This window comes from Streptomyces sp. NPDC017246 (genome assembly GCF_044331325.1).
Lineage (GTDB): Bacteria > Actinomycetota > Actinomycetes > Streptomycetales > Streptomycetaceae > Streptomyces.
Genome location: NZ_JBIRMW010000001.1, coordinates 611,359 through 628,411, shown reverse-complemented (window position 1 = coordinate 628,411; position 17,053 = coordinate 611,359). Strand labels below are relative to the sequence as shown.

General features: G+C 73.5%; 17 protein-coding genes and 1 riboswitch. Of the genes, 9 read left to right on the top strand and 8 right to left on the bottom strand.

Going from position 1 to position 17,053, the window contains the following annotated elements; genetic code table 11:
• Positions 1 to 3: 3 nt before the first annotated feature.
• From ACH4MY_RS02795 to ACH4MY_RS02785, 3 genes are all read left to right on the top strand, one after another.
• Entirely contained in the window at positions 4 to 1,389 is a 1,386-nt protein-coding gene (locus ACH4MY_RS02795) for an aspartate aminotransferase family protein (protein WP_397996529.1), read from the top strand.
• Between the two features lie 75 nt (positions 1,390 to 1,464).
• Entirely contained in the window at positions 1,465 to 2,166 is a 702-nt protein-coding gene (locus ACH4MY_RS02790) for a helix-turn-helix domain-containing protein (protein WP_397996526.1), read from the top strand.
• A gap of 34 nt (positions 2,167 to 2,200) precedes the next feature.
• Positions 2,201 to 2,356: a DUF6126 family protein gene (locus ACH4MY_RS02785; protein WP_015037637.1), complete on the top strand. Its 156-nt coding sequence runs from the start codon at positions 2,201 to 2,203 to the stop codon at positions 2,354 to 2,356.
• 7 nt (positions 2,357 to 2,363) lie between these two features.
• On the opposite strand, the gene ACH4MY_RS02780 is transcribed toward ACH4MY_RS02785, so the two are convergent.
• Positions 2,364 to 3,185, bottom strand: coding sequence for a tyrosine-protein phosphatase (locus ACH4MY_RS02780; RefSeq protein WP_397996522.1), 822 nt, complete (start codon positions 3,183 to 3,185; stop codon positions 2,364 to 2,366).
• Between the two features lie 359 nt (positions 3,186 to 3,544).
• Positions 3,545 to 3,733, top strand: a riboswitch (cyclic di-AMP (ydaO/yuaA leader).
• Between the two features lie 4 nt (positions 3,734 to 3,737).
• On the opposite strand from ACH4MY_RS02780, the gene ACH4MY_RS02775 reads away from it, so the two are divergent.
• Both ACH4MY_RS02775 and ACH4MY_RS02770 read left to right on the top strand, forming a co-directional pair.
• Entirely contained in the window at positions 3,738 to 4,724 is a 987-nt protein-coding gene (locus tag ACH4MY_RS02775; RefSeq protein ID WP_397996519.1) for a peptidoglycan DD-metalloendopeptidase family protein, read from the top strand.
• A 163-nt stretch (positions 4,725 to 4,887) separates the two neighbouring features.
• A complete protein-coding gene (locus tag ACH4MY_RS02770; RefSeq protein ID WP_397996518.1) occupies positions 4,888 to 5,682 on the top strand; it encodes an SGNH/GDSL hydrolase family protein in 795 nt (264 codons plus the stop codon).
• On the opposite strand, the gene ACH4MY_RS02765 is transcribed toward ACH4MY_RS02770, so the two are convergent.
• Genes ACH4MY_RS02765 through ACH4MY_RS02745 form a run of 5 tightly spaced genes read right to left on the bottom strand, consistent with a single transcriptional unit; the run spans position 5,669 to position 10,855 of the window.
• Positions 5,669 to 6,544, bottom strand: a complete 876-nt coding sequence (locus ACH4MY_RS02765; RefSeq protein WP_397997368.1) for an STM4011 family radical SAM protein — start codon at positions 6,542 to 6,544, stop codon at positions 5,669 to 5,671. The genes ACH4MY_RS02770 and ACH4MY_RS02765 overlap by 14 nt on opposite strands.
• A 45-nt stretch (positions 6,545 to 6,589) precedes the next feature.
• On the bottom strand, positions 6,590 to 7,927 hold the full coding sequence (locus tag ACH4MY_RS02760; RefSeq protein WP_397996515.1) for an STM4012 family radical SAM protein: 1,338 nt from the start codon (positions 7,925 to 7,927) through the stop codon (positions 6,590 to 6,592).
• The gene (locus ACH4MY_RS02755) at positions 7,924 to 8,745 is read right to left on the bottom strand and encodes an STM4013/SEN3800 family hydrolase (RefSeq protein ID WP_397997365.1); all 822 of its coding nucleotides are present in this window, start codon (positions 8,743 to 8,745) and stop codon (positions 7,924 to 7,926) included. The genes ACH4MY_RS02760 and ACH4MY_RS02755 overlap by 4 nt, the downstream gene beginning before the upstream one ends.
• Before the next feature lie 11 nt (positions 8,746 to 8,756).
• The gene (locus ACH4MY_RS02750; protein WP_397996513.1) at positions 8,757 to 9,899 is read right to left on the bottom strand and encodes an STM4014 family protein; all 1,143 of its coding nucleotides are present in this window, start codon (positions 9,897 to 9,899) and stop codon (positions 8,757 to 8,759) included.
• A complete protein-coding gene (locus ACH4MY_RS02745) occupies positions 9,896 to 10,855 on the bottom strand; it encodes an STM4015 family protein (RefSeq protein ID WP_397996510.1) in 960 nt (319 codons plus the stop codon). Before ACH4MY_RS02745 ends, ACH4MY_RS02750 begins: the two co-directional genes overlap by 4 nt.
• A 256-nt stretch (positions 10,856 to 11,111) precedes the next feature.
• Here ACH4MY_RS02745 and ACH4MY_RS02740 point away from each other — a divergent pair, with 256 nt between their 5' ends.
• From ACH4MY_RS02740 to ACH4MY_RS02730, 3 genes are all read left to right on the top strand, one after another.
• Positions 11,112 to 11,438 (top strand): hypothetical protein, encoded by a 327-nt coding sequence (locus ACH4MY_RS02740; RefSeq protein WP_397996508.1) that lies wholly within the window; start codon positions 11,112 to 11,114, stop codon positions 11,436 to 11,438.
• 25 nt (positions 11,439 to 11,463) lie between these two features.
• Entirely contained in the window at positions 11,464 to 12,561 is a 1,098-nt protein-coding gene (locus tag ACH4MY_RS02735) for a DUF6745 domain-containing protein (protein WP_397996506.1), read from the top strand.
• A 161-nt stretch (positions 12,562 to 12,722) separates the two neighbouring features.
• A complete protein-coding gene (locus tag ACH4MY_RS02730) occupies positions 12,723 to 13,493 on the top strand; it encodes an SIMPL domain-containing protein (protein ID WP_397996503.1) in 771 nt (256 codons plus the stop codon).
• On the opposite strand, the gene ACH4MY_RS02725 is transcribed toward ACH4MY_RS02730, so the two are convergent.
• Together ACH4MY_RS02725 and ACH4MY_RS02720 are read right to left on the bottom strand one after the other, a co-directional pair.
• Positions 13,490 to 14,206, bottom strand: a complete 717-nt coding sequence (locus ACH4MY_RS02725; protein ID WP_397996500.1) for a TetR/AcrR family transcriptional regulator — start codon at positions 14,204 to 14,206, stop codon at positions 13,490 to 13,492. The two genes, ACH4MY_RS02730 and ACH4MY_RS02725, sit on opposite strands and share 4 nt — an antisense overlap.
• 65 nt (positions 14,207 to 14,271) lie before the next feature.
• Entirely contained in the window at positions 14,272 to 15,450 is a 1,179-nt protein-coding gene (locus ACH4MY_RS02720; protein ID WP_397996497.1) for a Glu/Leu/Phe/Val dehydrogenase dimerization domain-containing protein, read from the bottom strand.
• 132 nt (positions 15,451 to 15,582) lie between these two features.
• Between ACH4MY_RS02720 and ACH4MY_RS02715 the strand changes: the two genes are divergently transcribed.
• Positions 15,583 to 16,866 carry an MBL fold metallo-hydrolase gene (locus ACH4MY_RS02715; RefSeq protein WP_397996494.1) on the top strand — a complete coding sequence of 428 codons (1,284 nt, stop codon included), beginning with the start codon at positions 15,583 to 15,585 and terminating at the stop codon, positions 16,864 to 16,866.
• Positions 16,867 to 17,053 lie beyond the last annotated feature (187 nt).

The following is a 17,053-nucleotide window of genomic DNA, read 5'->3' as shown; positions in this document are numbered from 1 at the left end:
GCGATGAGCGGCGAGTTCGACCTCGGGGCGCTGCTCGCCGAGCGCGGCGGCGAGCGGTACGAGCTCCACGCCAGGTACCTCAACCACCAGCTGCCGCGCATGCTCCACACCATCGGCTTCGACAAGGTGTACGAGCGGGCCGAGGGCGCCCATTTCTGGGACTCCGACGGTGTCGACCACCTCGACATGCTCGCCGGCTTCGGCGTGATGGGCCTCGGACGGCACCACCCCGTCGTCCGCAGGGCCCTCCACGACGTCCTGGACGCCCAGCTCGCCGACCTCACCCGCTTCGACTGCCAGCCGCTCCCCGGACTCCTCGCCGAGCGGCTCCTCGCCCACAGCCCGCATCTCGACCGCGTCTTCTTCGGCAACAGCGGCACGGAGGCCGTGGAGACCGCCCTCAAGTTCGCCCGGTACGCCACCGGGCGGCCCAGGGTCCTCTACTGCGTCCACGCCTTCCACGGGCTCACCACCGGCTCGCTCTCGGTCAACGGGGAGGACGGCTTCCGGGACGGCTTCGCCCCGCTGCTGCCCGACACGGCGATCGGGCTCGGCGACCTCGACGCGCTGGAGCGGGAACTGCGCAAGGGCGACGTGGCCGCCTTCGTCGTCGAACCCATCCAGGGCAAGGGCGTCCACGCGGCCCCGCCGGGCTTCCTCCGTGCCGCCCAGGAGCTGCTCCACCGGCACGGCGCCCTGCTCATCGCCGACGAGGTGCAGACCGGCCTCGGCAGGACCGGCGACTTCTACGCCTACCAGCACGAGGACGGCGTCGAACCGGATCTGGTCTGTGTCGCCAAGGCGCTCTCCGGCGGCTATGTGCCGGTCGGCGCCACCCTCGGCAAGGACTGGATCTTCAAGAAGGTCTACTCGTCGATGGACCGGGTCCTGGTCCACTCGGCGAGCTTCGGATCGAACGCGCAGGCCATGGCGGCCGGACTCGCCGTCCTCTCGGTCATGGAGAACGAGGGGACGGTCGCGCACGCGCGCCGGATCGGCGACCTGCTCTCCGGGCGTCTGCGGGAGCTGGTGCCCCGGTACGAGCTCCTCCACGAGATCCGCGGCCGCGGCCTGATGATCGGGATCGAGTTCGGCCGGCCGTCCTCGCTGGGGCTCCGCGGGCGCTGGACGATGCTCCAGGCCGCCCGCAAGGGACTCTTCGCCCAGATGGTCGTCGTCCCGCTGCTCCAGCGGCACCGGATTCTGACCCAGGTCTCCGGGGACCATCTGGAGGTGATCAAGCTGATCCCGCCGCTGGTCATCGACGAGGCGGACGTGGACCGGTTCGTCACCGCCTTCACGGCGGTGATGGACGAGGCTCACGGCGGTGGCGGGCTGATGTGGGACTTCGGGAGGACACTGGTCAAGCAGGCGGTCGCCCAGCGCTGAGCCGCCGGATCCCGGGACTTTTGCCTCTGAGGCAAGAAACTTGCCTCAGAGGCACGATCCTGGCGGAATGGACGCATGGACCACGTCCCCGGGGAAGCCTCCCCGGACCCCACCACTCCGGGCGTTCCGCCCGAAGCCGCCCCGTCCGGCGCGCGTGCCGCATCCGCCGCTTCCGGCGCCCCGGCCGACCCCGCCGTCCTGCCCGACGTCGCCCCGCAGCTGCGGGCCCTGCGCCGCCGCAGGGGGCTCACCCTGGAGGCCGCCGCCCAGCGGGCCGGGCTCTCGCCGGCCCACCTCTCGCGCCTGGAGACGGGAAACCGGCAGCCCTCGCTCCCTATGCTGCTCGCCCTCGCCCGTATCTACGGTACGACGGTCTCCGAGCTCCTCGGCGAGGCACCGCCCGAGCGCGACCCCGTCGTCCGGGCCGGCCGCTCCGAGCCCGTCGAGGCCGACGGCTGGATCTACCGCCAGGCGGGCGGCGCCGGACGCGCCCTGCAGTGCCTGCGGGTCCACGTGCCGTACGCCACCCGGGGCGACATCGTGCGCGTCCATCCCGGCGAGGAGTGGATCCACGTCCTGGAGGGCCGGGTGCGGCTCGCGCTGGGCGAGGCCGTCCACGTCCTCGATCCCGGGGACAGCGCGCACTTCGACTCGCTCACCCCGCACCGGATCGGGGCCGCGACCCCCGGCGGGGCCGAGCTGCTCTTCGTCCACACCCTGATGCAGAGTCCCGCGGCCGAGCTGTGCCTCGGCGACGGGACTCCGCACCGCCGCTGATCCCACGTCCTTCCTTCGGCAGAAAAGGATGAACATGTCCGAGAAGTCACGACCTGTCACCGGCGAAGAGCGAGGCGAGGGCAAGTTCCCCAAGGGTCTCGTCCTGCGCCTCTTCGCCTATCTGATCGCCGGGCACCTCTTCGCCGGCTTCCTCTACCTGCTCTTCATGCTCGGCGGGCAGAACCAGTAGATCCCGGTCACACCTCGGTGAGGAGCCGCTCCCGCAGGCGCGCGAGGGTCTCCGGGGCCAGCTTCAGGCCCTCGGCGAGGTAGGTGTCCACCGAGCCCCAGGTCGCCTCGATCGTCTCGAAGGCGCCCCGCAGGTACTCCACCCGCGCGTCGAACAGCGGGCTCAGCAGCTCCATCACCTCGGGCGACATCGCGTCCGGGGCGGTGGAGCTGCGGCGCACCTTGTAGCGGCGGTGCGGGTCGTTCGACTTCACGTAGTCGGCCTCGATCGCCTCCCGCTCGACGCCGAGGGCGAGCAGGGTGATCGCGATGGAGAGCCCGGCGCGGTCCTTGCCGGCCGCGCAGTGCATCAGGGCGGGGAGGCTGTCCTCCGCCAGGGAGTGCAGGACGCGGCTGTGCTCCGCGGTCCGCTCGACCACCATCTTTCGGTACGAGTCGGACATACGGGTGGCGGCCTTGCCGTCGCCCAGGATGTCCCGCAGCTGCTCGATGTCGCCGTCGCGGACCAGCTTCCAGAACTCCTTGCCGTCGGCGGGGTCGTTGAGCGGTATGTTCACGTTCCGCACGCCGGGGAGGTCCACGTCCGGACCCTCGATCTTGCGGTCGGCCAGGTTCCGGAAGTCGAAGACGGTGTGCAGGCCCAGCGAGTCGAGGAAGGCGACGTCCTCCTCGGTGGCGTGGGCGAGGTGGCCGCTGCGGAAGAGGCGGCCGGGGTGCACGGCACGCCCGTCCGTCGTCGGCAGGCCGCCCACGTCCCGGAAGTTGCGGACCTCGGCCAGCTCGGGCTCGTTCGTTTCGATGGGCGGGACCTGCGGCAGCTGCTGCGTCACGGATGCTCCTGATGGTCGACGTTCGGGTGCCCGACGCGAGATCGGTTCCAGGGGCAATCATCCAGGTGGCGGCCCTGCGGCGCACCCCCCTGGACGGGAATGGGTGATCTGTCCGAATTGAGGCGTTGTGCATAACGCGCCCTGTTTACAGGTGAGATGAGCCCGAGCGCGTGAGCAGCGTCATAGAAGTGACGGATCGTGGCCGGGGGCCCGGGGCAATTGCCGTACGGAAAAAGGAAATCGAAGGCCCGTCATCCACGGAGGGTGACCGGAATTCCGGGTGAAAGGCCGTACGGGGAAAGCCGGGAGAAATCATTGGCTTGTTCGCCCCGACCCGCTCGTCTAGCGTCACCGTCAATCCGGTCGGACCGCCGAATCCTGCCACCGTCCGGAATACCACTCATCCCATGCGTGGCAGGAGCGGGGGACCCAAGGAAGTACGCCGGTCCCGCGACGCAGGACGGCTTGGGGTGAAGCCGCGTGAGAACGCGGCCGGGCATCTCCAGTCCGAACCCGACAGCTCACCTCGCAGGCGCCGGAGAGGAATTCGCCATGCCCGCGACGGGTAAGCACCGCCGTCCCAAGATCAACCCCCTGACCCGCGGAATCGTCGCCGCCGGCACGGGAGGCGCCGTTGTCGCCCTCCCGTTCCTCGGCGCCACCGGCGCCTACGCCGCCGAGCAGGCCGCCCCGGCCGCCGCTCCCGGCCAGGCCGTCACCGCCGCCGCCCAGGTGAAGGCCCCCGCCACCGCCAAGGCGGCGCCCGCCACCGTGCGGGCCGCTCCGAAGACGTACTCCGTCGTGCGGGGCGACTACCTGTCGAAGATCGCCGCCGACCACCACCTCACGGGGGGCTGGCAGAAGCTGTACGCGGACAACCGCCAGGTCGTCGGCGAGAACCCCTCGCTCATCCTGCCCGGCATGAAGCTCACGCTCGGTGCCAAGAGCACCGCCGCCCCGAAGAGCGCCGCGCCCAAGGCCGCCGCCCCCAAGAGCGCCCCGAAGAGCTCCGCGAAGTCCTCGGCGAAGAACACCGACGAGGCCCCGCGCGCCTCCCGCGGCAGCGAGCGCGCGGCCGCCCCGGCCGCGAGCACGCAGTCCTCCGGCTCCTCCTCGGCCGGCGCGACCTCCTCCTCCGGCTGGTTCGCCCCCGTCAACGGCGGCATGTCCACCCCGTACCGCGCCGCGGGCTCGATGTGGTCCTCCGGCTACCACACCGGCGTGGACTTCATGGCCTCCACCGGCACCACGATCGTCGCGGTCGGCCCCGGCACCGTCTACTCCGCCGGCGACGGTGGCGCGTACGGCAACCAGGTCGTCATCCAGCACGCCGACGGCACCTTCTCGCAGTACGCCCACCTCTCCTCGATCGCCGTCTCCGCCGGCCAGACCGTAAGCGGCGGAGAGCGGATCGGCCTCTCCGGCGCGACCGGCAACGTCACCGGGCCGCACCTGCACTTCGAGATGCGCACCGGGCCGGAGTACGGCTCCGACATCGACCCGATCGCCACCCTGCGTCAGCACGGTGTGAACATCTGACGCCCCGTCGTCACTCGGAGGCCCGGCACACACGTGCCGGGCCTCCGGCGCGGTCCCGGTCTATTCCGGCTTGGCAAATTCTTTATCGGTGGCATATGTCACCCGGCGTCAACCCCTCCTTACGGTCGCGTAGGTCACATCCGAAAGGGAAGGATGTGCTCTCGTGGCAGACGATTCGAGATCAAGAGACAAGAACGCATTCGGGTCGTACGCGGCGATCGGTGACAGCTTCACCGAGGGCGTCGGGGACCCCGGCCCCGAGGGGACGTACGTCGGCTGGGCGGACCGCTTCGCGGTGCTGCTCGCCGACCAGCTGCCGGAGCACGACGCCTTCCGCTACGCCAATCTGGCCGTACGCGGGCGCCTCCTCGACCAGATCGTGGCGGAACAGGTCCCCCGGGCGAAGGAACTCGCCCCCGACCTGGTGACCTTCTGCGCCGGCGGAAACGACATCATCCGCCCCGGCACGGACCCCGACGACGTCGCCGAGCGCTTCGAGCGGGCCGTCGCCGACCTGACCTCCGCGGTCGGCACCGTCATGGTGACCACCGGCTTCGACACCCGCGACGTGCCCGTGCTCAAGCACCTGCGCGGCAAGATCGCCACCTACACCGCCCACGTCCGGGCCATCGCGGACCGCTACGACTGCCCGGTCCTCGACCTGTGGTCACTCCGGTCCGTGCAGGACCGGCGCGCCTGGGACGACGACCGGCTGCACCTCTCGGCCGAGGGGCACACCCGGGTGGCCCTGCGCGCCGCCCAGGTCCTCGGGCTGCCGGTGCCCGCCGACCCTGACCAGGCGTGGCCGCCCGTTCCCCCGCGCAACACGCTCGACGTGCGAAGGGACGACATCCACTGGGCGAAGGAGTACCTCGTGCCCTGGATCGGGCGCCGGCTGCGCGGCGAGAGCTCCGGCGACCACGTCGAGGCCAAGCGCCCCGACCTCATGCCCCTGTAGCTCCGGGGGAGGCCGGCGGGCGAAGGGCGGGAATCCGCTCAAGGACCCCGCCGGCGAACACGTCGTACAGCGGCAGCGTCTCCAGGTGGACGTAGCCGATGTGGCAGTCGCAGACGGCGAGGGGGCAGGCGCGGGGACGCAGGGCGGCGCGGTACGAGCCGTCGTACAGGTTCCCCAGCTCGGCCTTGACGAAGTGGCAGCGCCGCACCGTCCCCTCGCCGTCCACCGAGATCACCGACTCCCCGGTCCGGCACGGCAGCCCCGCGGAGCGGTGCGGATGCCGGCTGTAGGGGAAGAGCGGGTCGATCCGCGTCCACCCGGCCGCCTCGGCGTCGGTGTACGTGTGTCCCTCCGCCGCGTTCACCCAGAGGTAGACGTGCGACGGGAGGGCGGCCCGCAGCCGCCGGGCGTGCTCCGCGTGCTCGGGAAGCCCGACGACCCCGACGCTGAAGCGGATGCCCCGCTCCGCCAGCTCCCCGCACTTGGCGAGGAAGCGCTCGTACGGCGTCTGCCCCGGGTGGTACGTGCACCAGAGCGCCACGCCCTCCGGGTCCGCCTTCGCCAGCCAGTCGGTCCGGCAGCTCAGATTGGTCTGGATCGCCACCCGCTCCACGTGGGGGAGCCGAGACAGCTCGACCAGCGCCCGCCGGTACCAGGAGCGGACCAGGCCCTCGCCCCACGGGGTGAAGAGGATCCGCAGCCGGTCCCCGGTCTGCCCGGCGGCCCACCCGGTGAACCGTTCGAGCGCGGCCCGGTCGGCGCGCAGCCGCTCCCGGCTGTCCCGGCGCTTGGCGAAGGGGCAGTACGGGCAGTCGAAGTCGCAGGAGGCGAGCGGGCCCCGGTAGAGCAGCGTGAGGTCCATGCCCCGGTGCGTGCGCGAGGGCGGTGTCAGGTCCATGCGCGCCCGCTACTTCGGCTCGTACGCGGCCATCGCGGCCCGCACCGAGGGGGAGAAGAGCTCCGGGCCGAGGCCGTCCGAGTGGGCGAGGCCCTCCGGGGACAGCCGCAGGAGCCCGGCCGGCGCCTCTTCGTCCAGCCACCCGAGCACCTCGAACCGGCCCAGCTCCGCCGGGAAGTCCGCGAACGGCGAGGCGCCGAACCGCTCCTCGTACCCGGCGAGCGGCATGCCCTCCGCCTGGAGCAGCGACTGGAGCAGATGGCGGCGACGGGCCTCCCCGGCGTCCACCCACCGGCCGACCTCGGCACGCGAGAAGTCCTCCGTCCCCGTGTAGGCGTCGATGATCGTACGGATCTCCCGCATGTCGACCGCGTAGTCGAAGGAGTAGTGGAGGGCCGAGGTGTACGAGCGGGCCCCGCAGCCCAGGCCGATCATCCCGTCGGTCTGGCAGGCGTAGTCGTCGGGGCCGAGCGGTGCGGCGTCCGTCCGCCGGAACATCCGCATCGACACCTGCTCGTACCCGTGGGAGAGGAGATGGTCGCGGCCGTACCGGTACAGCCGCAGCCGCTGCTCGTCCCACTCCAGGTCGGCGGCGGGGGAGAGCCGGCGGCCGAGGCCCGTGAGCGGCCGGACGTACAGCGGGTAGAGGTACAGCTCCTCCGGGCGCCAGACGAGGGCGGCGTCGAGCGAGGACCGCCAGGTCCTCTCGGTCTGGCCGTCGATCCCGTAGATCAGGTCGATGTTGAGCACCGGGACGCCCGTGTCCCGGATCCGGCCGAGGGCCGACTCGACGTCGGCGCGGTGCTGCGGCCGGACGGCCGCCCGCGCCTCGGCCTCCACGAAACTCTGCACCCCGATGCTGAGCCGGGTCGCGCCCCGCTCGGCGAGCAGGGCCAGGCGGTCGGCGGTCGCGGTGGCGGGCGAGGTCTCCACGGACAGCGGCACCGCCCGCAGATCCACCCCCGTCCGCTTCTCGGCGATGTCGCAGAGCCGCTCCAGCTCGGCGGCAGTCAGGAAGGTGGGCGTGCCGCCGCCGAACGCGGCGGTCGCGAACCGCACCGGAGCCGTGTCCCCGAGGGCCTCGCGGACGGCCGTGGCCTGCCGGTCGAGGGCGTCCAGATAACGGGTGGTCAGCTCGTCTGGGGCGCCGATCCGGGTGAAGAGGTTGCAGAAGCCGCAGCGGACCTCGCAGAACGGTATGTGCGCGTAGAGGGAGAGCGCGTCCTTCGGCTCGTCCCGCCAGAGCGCGGCCAGGGAGGGCGCCGGGGCGGGGAGCGGCCGGTACGCCGTCTTGTGCGGGTAGGCGTAGACGTAGCTCCGGTACGGGCGGGGGGTGCCGTCGCTCATGCCACGGCCTCCCGCTCCGGGCCCGCGAGCACGAACTGCGCGTACGGGACGGTCCACACGACCTCGTGGCCCAGCCGGTGCCCGGTGTGGCCGTCCTCGCCGTACGCGGTGCCGTGGTCGGAGCAGACGATCGCGAAACAGGGGCGGCGGCTGCTCATCGCGGCGAAGAGCCGACCGATGTGACGGTCGACGTACTCGAGGGCGGCCGCGTGGGTGGCGCGGGAGTCGCCGGCCTCGCGGGTCGCGCCCGGCAGGTGGAACCAGTTGGGCTGGTGCAGAGCGGACACGTTGACGAAGAGGAAGAGCCGCCGCTCGCGGGGGAGACCGGCGACGACCTCCTCGGCGCGCGTGACCTGGGACTCGAAGGAGGTCGGGGAGGCGACACCGAACGAGGGATCCCAATGGCTCTCCTGGAACAGGCCCGGGAGCACGGTGCCGAGCGGCGGCTGCCTGTTGAAGAAGCCGACACCGCCGACGCAGACCGTCCGGTAGCCCTCGCCCGCGAGAGCGGACACGAAGTCCGGGGTGTCATGGACGTACGTGCCGCCGGCGGTCGTCTCGCTGCCCGCGAAACGCGCCGCGAAGAGGCGCGGGTGCGGGCCCGGGGCCGCCGGGGTCGGCAGGAAGCCGGCGAACATGGCCTGGTGGGAGGCGTACGTGAAGCTGCCGGGCGCGTGTCGCCGCTCCCAGCCGCCGTCGGGCAGGTGACGGGCGAGGTTCGGGAGGCGGCCCTCGGCCGCGAGCTCCGCCGCCACGTCGTACCGCAGGGTGTCGAGGGTCACCATGAGCAGATCGTGGCTGCCGACGATCGTGTTCATGTCGGGCTGATTCACGTGGTGCTCGTTCCTGTGGTGCGGGAGATGTCGGTGTGGCGGGGCGGGAACTGTGCGGCGACCTGCGCCGCGTAGGTGTCGAGGCCCTCGGCACCACTGCCGGGCAGGCCCGTGAGGCCGGGCAGCAGATCGCCGAAGGCGTTGACCTCGCCCACCGCGAAGCGACGCCAGCCCGTGGCGGGCAGCAGGTCGACGCCCACGCACCGGGTGCCCGGAAAGGCGGCGGCGGCCCGCTCGCACACATCGAGCGCGTCCGTCCACCGCCCGCCGGCCGCGCCGATCGCGGCCCGGGCCGCGTCCAGATCGCCCCGGGCGCCGCCCAGATGCAGATTGGTCATGGGGGAACGGCTGGTGCGCAGCACGGCGTGGGTGGCCCGCCCGTCGATCACCACCACCCGCAGATCGGCAGCCCGGCCGTCCTGGGCGGCCTTGGGCAGCCAGCGCTCGACGTGCAGGCCGTCGGGGGCGAGGGCGTCCACGATCGCGGCGACCTCGCGCTCGCTCGTGTAGCGCCGTACCCGCAGGGAGTTGAAGAGCCGTCCGTCGGGCCCGCGCTCCACCGACGTGGTGGCCTGGACCCGGCCCGTGCCGGTGCTCTCCAGAGCGAGCACCCCCGAGGCGGAGGAGCCGTGCGCGAGCTTCACGAAGACCCGGCGCAGCCCGGCCCGCGCGGTCAGCGACCTCAGGCCGTCCCAGCCGCGCACGGCGGGCGCGGCGGGACCGGAGGTCGGCGACTCGGGCACCGGCACCCCGGCCGCGCGCAGCACGCCGTGGCCGAGCCGCTTGTCGAACAGCACCGCCAGCTCGGCGGGGTCGTCGACGAGGACGGCGCCCGCCTCGGCGACGGATCGGGCGAGAGCCGTCACGGCGGCGGTGAACCGCTCGTACCAGAGGCCGGTGCCCTCGACACGGGTCGGATCGTCGAGCGCACGCAGCAGCCGGTCCGCCTCCGGGTCCTCACCGGGCGAGTCCAGGCGCACCGTCTCGCCCTCCGTGAACCGCGCCCGGCCGCGCAGCACCTCGGGCCAGGACACCGCCCGCGCCTCGGGCAGCCCGGCGGTCCGCAGCGCGTCCTGGAAGAACGCGACACGGCGGCCCGCCGGATCACCGACGACCACGAGGCGCGGGCCGGTGGTCATTCGGCGACCGCGACGTACCGGTAGACCTCGCCGTCGCCCTCGTCCTCCGGCTCCTGCGCGTCGCCGAGGCCGACGGCCACCCCGTGCGGGGCGAGCGCGGCGAGCACCCGCTCCCGCATGGCCTGCGACAGATAGTGGTGGGTGAGGTCGAGGTGGGTGAGATGAGTCAGCGGCTGCCCGTCGAGCAGGGCCGCCGCGCCCTCGTCCGTGAGCACGCCCATGGAGAGGTCGAGCCGCTCGATCCGGGCGACGACGGGGGCGCCCGCCACGGCCTCGGCGACGGCGTCCTGGATGACGCTGTTGCACAGGCCCAGACCGCGCAGCGCGGGGAACGCCGATCCGGAGAGCAGCGGCGCCAGGTCCTCGGCCGTGCTGTCACCGCCGTACTCGTCGGTGCCGAGCCAGAGCTCCAGCTTCTCCAGCGCGGGCAGGTCGCTGCCCGCGATCCCGCGCACCACCGCGGCGGGCAGGCCGCCCGTCTCCACGACCAGCGACTCGAGACCGGTGTGCCGGACCGGCGGGAAGGCCAGCCCCGTGCCGCCGCGCACCCCGAACTCCCGCAGGCCGGGATAGGCGGCGAGCAGCGGGGTCACATCGGACTGGACGATCCAGGAGATCTCGCAGTCCTCGCCGGTCATGTCGCCGAGGAAGACCGCCTCAAGGGCGGTGAGCCGGTTGTTGGCGCCCATGAGCGCCGTGACGATGCCGGCCGACGAGTTCTCGTACGCCTCGTCCCAGCCGCCGACGACCAGCGCGCGCACCCGCCCCGCGTCGACCGACTTCAGGAAGCGCTCGAACCGAGCCTCCCACTGCTCGTCGTCGCCGTCGCAGTACGTCGGTGAGGAGAGCCGCCAGGCGACGGCCGCCGCGTCGGGCAGCTCGACCCGGGTGTCCGCGTCCGGGAAGGGGAACACGGGCAGGCCGTGGAATTCCTTCAGGTAGTGGCCAACGGTCATGACTGCGCTCCCGGACGACGGACGGCGTGGATCGGCTGATGGCAAGAGTTCTACCAAGCGGCACCGACAACGCCCCGCGCCGGGTCGGTCCGTGACGGGTGGCGAGCGGGCGCCGACCGAGGGCGGACCGCGTGCGGACGGTGCCCGGACCGCGTGCCGACGGGCCGGGCGCCGGTGCGGGGGCCGATTGTCAGACCCGGCCTCTAGCGTCGTCGTCGTGATCGGCCGTACCGGGCCGAACGGGGAGGGGAGAGCCATGTACCGGCAGGGAGACGTGCTGATCGCGCCCGTCGACGAGACGGCCGTTCCGGAGCGGGCGAGGACGGCGGCGGGGGAGCCGAGGGACGCCCGGGGCCGCCTGGTCCTCGCCCTCGGCGAGGTCACCCGGCACGCCCACGCGATTCCCGGGCCCGGCCGACTCGTGCGGGAGCCGGGGCCCTTCGGCCCGTTCCTGCTCGAACTGCCCCAGGGCGGCCGGGTGGTCCACGAGGAGCACGCCCCGATCCCGCTGCCCAGGGGCTGGTACCGGGTGGTGCGCCAGCGGGAGTACGTGCCCGGGGCGTACCGGATCGTCGCGGACTGACCGAGAGACACCTGGGGGCTTCCACATGAACCACGCCGACATCAACCACACCACCGCACAGGACAAGTGGCGGTCCGTCGCCGCGGCCACCGGGCCCGCCGACCGGTCGGCCGCCGAGGCCGGACTCCGGCTCGCCTACCGCACGGCCGGTCTCGCCGAACCCGCGCGCGTCCTCTGGGCGGACTCGCCGCTCGCGGCCGTCACGCTCGTACGGGGCCTGGCGGACCAGGGCCGTTCGGTACGGGACGAGGTGCGCACCCGGCCGTGGGCCGAGGAGCGCCGCCGTCTCCACGACGCGCTCGGCCCGGCGGGCTGGGCGGCCCACTGGCAGGCGACGGGGGCCCACCTGTGGGACCTCACGCGCGACCTCGCCGACCGGATAAGGGCGGGAGTGGCGGAGGCAGCCGGGTCCGCGGCCTCGTCCGCCGGGACCGCCCCGCCCAGGGTGCCGGGCATGCCGGCCATGCCGGCCGAGTCCGGCGCTTCCGGGCGCGAGGCGACCGCCGTGCGGCTCGTGCTGCTCGACGCGGTGCTCGGCCAGCACGACGCCGCCTGGCTCGCCGCCTTCGACGGTCACGGCGAGCGGCTCGCCGGCCTCGTGGCCGTCGCCGAACACGCGGGCTGGTGGTGGCCGTACGAGAACGTCGCGGTGGTCTGCGAGCGGCCCGTCGAGCTCCACCGGGACGAGGCGGGGCGCCTCGACCGGGGCGACGGCCCGGCGCTCGCCTTCGCCGACGGCTTCGCCCTGCACGCCTGGCGGGGCATGCCGGTGCCCGCCGCGTTCCTCGCCGGGCTCGCCGGTCTCACCCCGGAGCGGATACGGAAGGAGGAGAACGCCGAACTGCGCCGCGTGATGCTGGAGTACTACGGCTACGACCGCTACCTCGCCGCCTCCGGAGCCCGGCACGAGCACCGCGACGAGACGGGCGTCCTCTGGCGGATCGAGCTGGCCGACGACGAGGACGTCGCGATGGTCGAGGTCGTCAACTCCACGCCCGAGCCCGACGGCAGCCACCGTACGTACTGGCTCCGGGTGCCGCCGAGGACCCGGACCGCGCGGGAGGGCGTCGCCTGGACCTTCGGGCTGCATCCCGACGCGTACGAACCCCTCGTCCAGACCTGAGCGGGTGCCCACGGGAGCGGGGGCACGGCGGGTGGTGACGGGCGACTGGTACGGAGAGGTGAAGGGAGCCGGCGGTCAGGAGTGGCGTACGGGTGGTGACCGCGCCGGGTGCTGGGATGTGCCCGCCGGAGCTCCGGCACCCATCCTCGAAGGGACCGCCTGTGACGACCCGCCGGCCCAGCGCCGCCCGTACCGCCCGTCTGCTCGCCGCCACCGCCGTCCTCGGCGGCCTTCTCGTCGGTACGGCGACTCCCGCCCTGGCCGCGGCGCCCGGGCGGACGGCCCTTCGCGCGGCCGCCCGGGCGGAGGCGCCCGCGACGGTCACCGTCTCCGGCCACGGCCGCGCGGCCGCCGCGCCCGATCTGGCGATCCTGTCCGTCGGCGTCGAGGCCGCCCGTAAGACCGCGAAGGAGGCGATGGCCGCGCAGAACACCGCGGCCGAGGCGCTCCTGGCGGTGCTCCACGAGCAGGGGATCGCCGAGCGGGACATCCGTACCGACAGCCTCTCGCTGTCCCCGGTCTACACACTGAACGCCGGAGGGGAGAACAAGGTGACCGGCTACCAGGCCGGGCAGTCCTTCTCCGTCAAGGTCCGGGAGATCGACAGGGCGGGGCGGGTCATCGGCGCCGTCAACGACGCCACGGGTGACGCGGGCCGGATCAACGGCGTCGTCTTCGACGTCGCCGACCCGTCGGCGCTGCGGGTGAAGGCCCGCGAGGTCGCCTACCGGGACGCGTACGACAAGGCGGCGCAGCACGCGCGGCTCAGCGGCCATGTGCTCGGCCGGCTGGTCTCGCTCAGCGAGGGCGAGTCCGTGCGCCCCGGACCGGGCGCGGCCGCCGGTATCTCCGCCGACGAGCCGAGCGTCCCGCTGGCCCCGGGCGAGATCGAGGAGCAGGTCACGGTCTCGGCGGTCTTCGAGCTGGTCTAGAGGGCGTCCGGACGGTCGGGCCCGTCCGTCTCCGCCTCGGCCCACGTCCGTGCCCGGGCCTCCGTCTCCCGGTGGGAGGCGGGTTCCGCGCCGTCAGCCGGTTCCCCGGCCTCGTCCTCGCCCGGCAGGTTCAGCTCCCGGACGAGGGCGGCGTCCGCCCAGCGCAGCATCGCGGTGCGGGAGAGGGAGCCGGCGTAGGCCGTCGTCTGGACCGCGAGGCCGTCGAGGAAGGCGGTGAGCCGCCAGGCCGCCGCGGCCGGGTCCGCGCAGCGGAACTCGCCCGCCTCGGTCCCCTCCGCGATCACCCGGGTCAGCGCCGCCTTCCACTCCCGGTCGAGGGAGGCGGCGACCCGGCGCAGTTCGGGGTCGCGCAGGGAGGCCGCCCAGCCCTCGATCCACAGCCGCCAGCCCTTGGCCTGCCCGGTCGGCGCGTACCAGCGGACCGCGGCCCGCAGGCGTCGTACGGCGCTGGAGCGGCGGCCCAGGAGCCGTCGCAGATGGGCGAGGTCGGCCTCGGCGGCGTGCGCGAAGGCCGCGGCGACCAGCTGTTCCTTGGACGAGAAGTGGTAGAGCACCAGGGCGTTGCTCACGCCGAGCGCCGAGGCGACATCGGCGATCCGGACGGCCGCGACCCCACGTGCCTCGATCTGTTCGACGGCGGCCCGGAGCAGTTCCTCCCGCCGCTCGGCCACGTTCAACCGCACTCTCGCCACAGCAGGCAGCCTACACAGCCACATGACGCGGGCATGATCGTAAATGGCTGCGGTGTGTGGCCGGCTCAGTACCAGCCGTAGCGTTCGGCGATCCGCGGAAGCCGCTCCTCCACCAGCGCGTGCGCCGCGGCGCGCGGGCTCGTGCCGTCCGCCGCCGCCCGGTCGAGCATCCCCCCGACGAGCGTGCGCATCGCCCCGCGTACCCGGTCGAAGGCCTGGTCGGCATCGGCCTCGATGTCACCGAAGAGGGTCCACCACCACCAGGCGTTGGTGCACGAGTTCACGACCACGTCCGGCAGCACCGTCACCCCGCGCGCGCGGAGCGCCTCCTCGGCCTCCGGGAGGACCGGCATGTTCGCCGCCTCGGCGATCCAGCGGGCCGTGATCCGGCCCTGGTTCCCGGCGTCGACGGCGTACGAGACGGCCGCCGGCACCAGCACCTCGGCCCCGGCCGCGAGCCAGGCGTCCCCGGGCTCCTCCCGGTCGCCGGCGCGCAGCGCGGCGCGGTCGACGGCGCCGTGGGCGTCGCGGGCCGCGAGCAGTGCCTCGACGTCGAGGCCGTCGGGGTTCACGATCGTGCCTTGGACGTCGGCGACGGCCACCACGCTCAGTCCCGCGCGTGCCAGGAACCGGGCGGTCGCGCCGCCCATCGTGCCGAGTCCCTGGACCGACACGCGGGTCCCGGCGTACGCCCGGCCGGCCCGGTCGAGGGCGACGAGCACGGACTCGGCGACCCCGAGACCGCCGACCAGCGCGTCGAGGCCGATGCCGTCGACCTTGATCGCGAAGGCGTCGGCGAGCCGCTTCCGGGCCGCCGCCTCGTCCTCCAGGAGCGGGTACACGGCCTGCACGGACGAGACGAGGCCCGCCTCGGCCACGGCGCGGTCCACCAGGTCCTGGGTGAGCCCCAGGTCCTCCCCGGTGGTCCAGAACCGCTCGACGTACGGCCGCATCGCGCGCAGATAGCGCACGAGGACGCCGTACGCCTCGGGGGAGCGGGGGTCGCAGTCGATGCCGCCCTTGGCGCCGCCCAGCGGGACGTAACGGCCCCTCGGGTCGTAGTGCAGCGCCTCCTTCATGGTCATGCCGCGGGCGAGCCCGGCGACCTCCTCCGCCGTGCACCCCTCGCGCATCCGCAGGCCGCCGCTGGCCACGCCGCGCACCAGGCGGTCGACCACCAGATGGCCCCGGCGGCCGGTCACGTGGTCGGTCCAGCCGACGGAAAGCAGGGGGGCGGAACTCATCGGGCATCTCCTCGCGAGGGACGGGTCGGCCGGGCAGTTGTACTGAACGGCGGTTCAGTATGGCTGACCGCCCCGACCGTTCTCGGCGCGGGCCGCCCATAATGGAACGACCCCCAGAGATCAGGAGGTCCTGTGACCGGTACCGGCTCCGACCGTTCGCCACGGGCCCGGCTGCGCGCACTGCGCCCCGAGTCCTTCGGCGCGGATCCCACGGGCGAGCGCCTCGCCCGCATCCACCGCTCGCCGAATTTCGCGGACGGGATCTTCCAGAACCCCGAGCAGGCCCGACGCGGCCCCTCCGGATCGAGCGTCGAGTTCGCCAAGATCTACTTCGACAAGGAAGCACGCTCGCGCCGCGCCCCCACCGGCACGATCCCCGTGCACCCGACGACCGTCGCCGACCTGGCCAGGCCCCCGGCCACCGGGCTGCGGCTGACCTGGATGGGCCATTCCGGCGTCCTCGCGGAGATCGACGGCCACCGGGTGCTCTTCGACCCGGTCTGGGGCGACCGCTGCTCGCCGTTCCCCTTCGCCGGACCCAAGCGGCTCCACCCGGTGCCCGCACCGCTCGCCGCGCTCGGCCCGGTCGACGTCGTCGTGATCTCCCACGACCACTACGACCACCTCGACCTGCCGACGATCAAGGCGCTCGCGGGCACCGACACCGTCTTCGCGGTGCCGCTCGGGGTCGGCGCGCACCTGGAGCGCTGGGGGGTGCCCGCCTCCCGCCTGCGCGAGCTGGACTGGAACGAGTCCACCGAGATCGGCGAACTGCGGCTCACGGCCACCCCGGCCCGCCACTTCTGCGGCCGCGGACTGCGCAACCGGCAGATGACGCTCTGGGCCTCCTGGGTGGTGGCGGGTCCCGCCCACCGGATCTTCCACAGCGGGGACACCGGCTACTTCTCCGGCTTCAAGGAGATCGGCGAGGCCCACGGCCCCTTCGACGCCACCATGATCCAGATCGGTGCCTACTCGGAGTTCTGGACCGACATCCACATGACCCCCGCAGAGGGCATGCGGGCCCACCTGGACCTCCAGGGCGGCGCTCCCGCCGGAGTGATGCTGCCGATCCACTGGGGCACCTTCAACCTCGCCCCGCACCCGTGGGCCGAGCCGGGGGAGGGCACCGTCGAGGCGGCCGCCGGAGCCGCCCAGCGGATCGCCCTGCCGATCCCCGGCGAGCCCTTCGAGCCGGGCGCCGAGCGGCTGCCCGAGAGCCCCTGGTGGCGCCCGGTCGCCCGGGTCCCCGCCGGCGGCTGGGGCGGCACGGGTCTCACCGACGGTCACCAGCCGCTCACCGCCGGGTCCCCGGCGGCTGCGGACGCGAACGGGGAAGCGGGCTCCGGGAGGGCCTCCGGCGAACCCGGCACGGATGCCGGCCGGGGTGCCCCGGAGGCGGCACGGACCCCCTGAGGGCGCGAGCGGACCGGACGGTCCGCACCCCCGCCGGGGCATTCCGGTGGGGAGGGATTTCCGCAGAGGGCGGAGGCGTGAGAACGCCTCCGCCCTCTTCCGTTCCCCCTCCCGGCGACTCTTCCGCGCCATGGCATCGGATTTCGGCCGAAGCTTCTCGGCCTGTCGGGTGAGAGGTGATACCAGA

Bases quoted from the DNA above. Each gene is read 5' to 3' on its own strand.
- ACH4MY_RS02735 (WP_397996506.1), top strand. From the start codon at position 11,464: ATGAACCACGCCGACATCAACCACACCACCGCACAGGACAAGTGGCGG.
- ACH4MY_RS02750 (WP_397996513.1), bottom strand. From the start codon at position 9,899: ATGACCACCGGCCCGCGCCTCGTGGTCGTCGGTGATCCGGCGGGCCGC.
- ACH4MY_RS02745 (WP_397996510.1), bottom strand. From the start codon at position 10,855: ATGACCGTTGGCCACTACCTGAAGGAATTCCACGGCCTGCCCGTGTTC.
- ACH4MY_RS02790 (WP_397996526.1), top strand. From the start codon at position 1,465: ATGGACCACGTCCCCGGGGAAGCCTCCCCGGACCCCACCACTCCGGGC.
- ACH4MY_RS02795 (WP_397996529.1), top strand. From the start codon at position 4: ATGAGCGGCGAGTTCGACCTCGGGGCGCTGCTCGCCGAGCGCGGCGGC.
- ACH4MY_RS02775 (WP_397996519.1), top strand. From the start codon at position 3,738: ATGCCCGCGACGGGTAAGCACCGCCGTCCCAAGATCAACCCCCTGACC.
- ACH4MY_RS02740 (WP_397996508.1), top strand. From the start codon at position 11,112: ATGTACCGGCAGGGAGACGTGCTGATCGCGCCCGTCGACGAGACGGCC.
- ACH4MY_RS02760 (WP_397996515.1), bottom strand. From the start codon at position 7,927: ATGAGCGACGGCACCCCCCGCCCGTACCGGAGCTACGTCTACGCCTAC.
- ACH4MY_RS02720 (WP_397996497.1), bottom strand. From the start codon at position 15,450: ATGAGTTCCGCCCCCCTGCTTTCCGTCGGCTGGACCGACCACGTGACC.
- ACH4MY_RS02785 (WP_015037637.1), top strand. From the start codon at position 2,201: ATGTCCGAGAAGTCACGACCTGTCACCGGCGAAGAGCGAGGCGAGGGC.
- ACH4MY_RS02765 (WP_397997368.1), bottom strand. From the start codon at position 6,544: ATGGACCTCACGCTGCTCTACCGGGGCCCGCTCGCCTCCTGCGACTTC.
- ACH4MY_RS02755 (WP_397997365.1), bottom strand. From the start codon at position 8,745: ATGAACACGATCGTCGGCAGCCACGATCTGCTCATGGTGACCCTCGAC.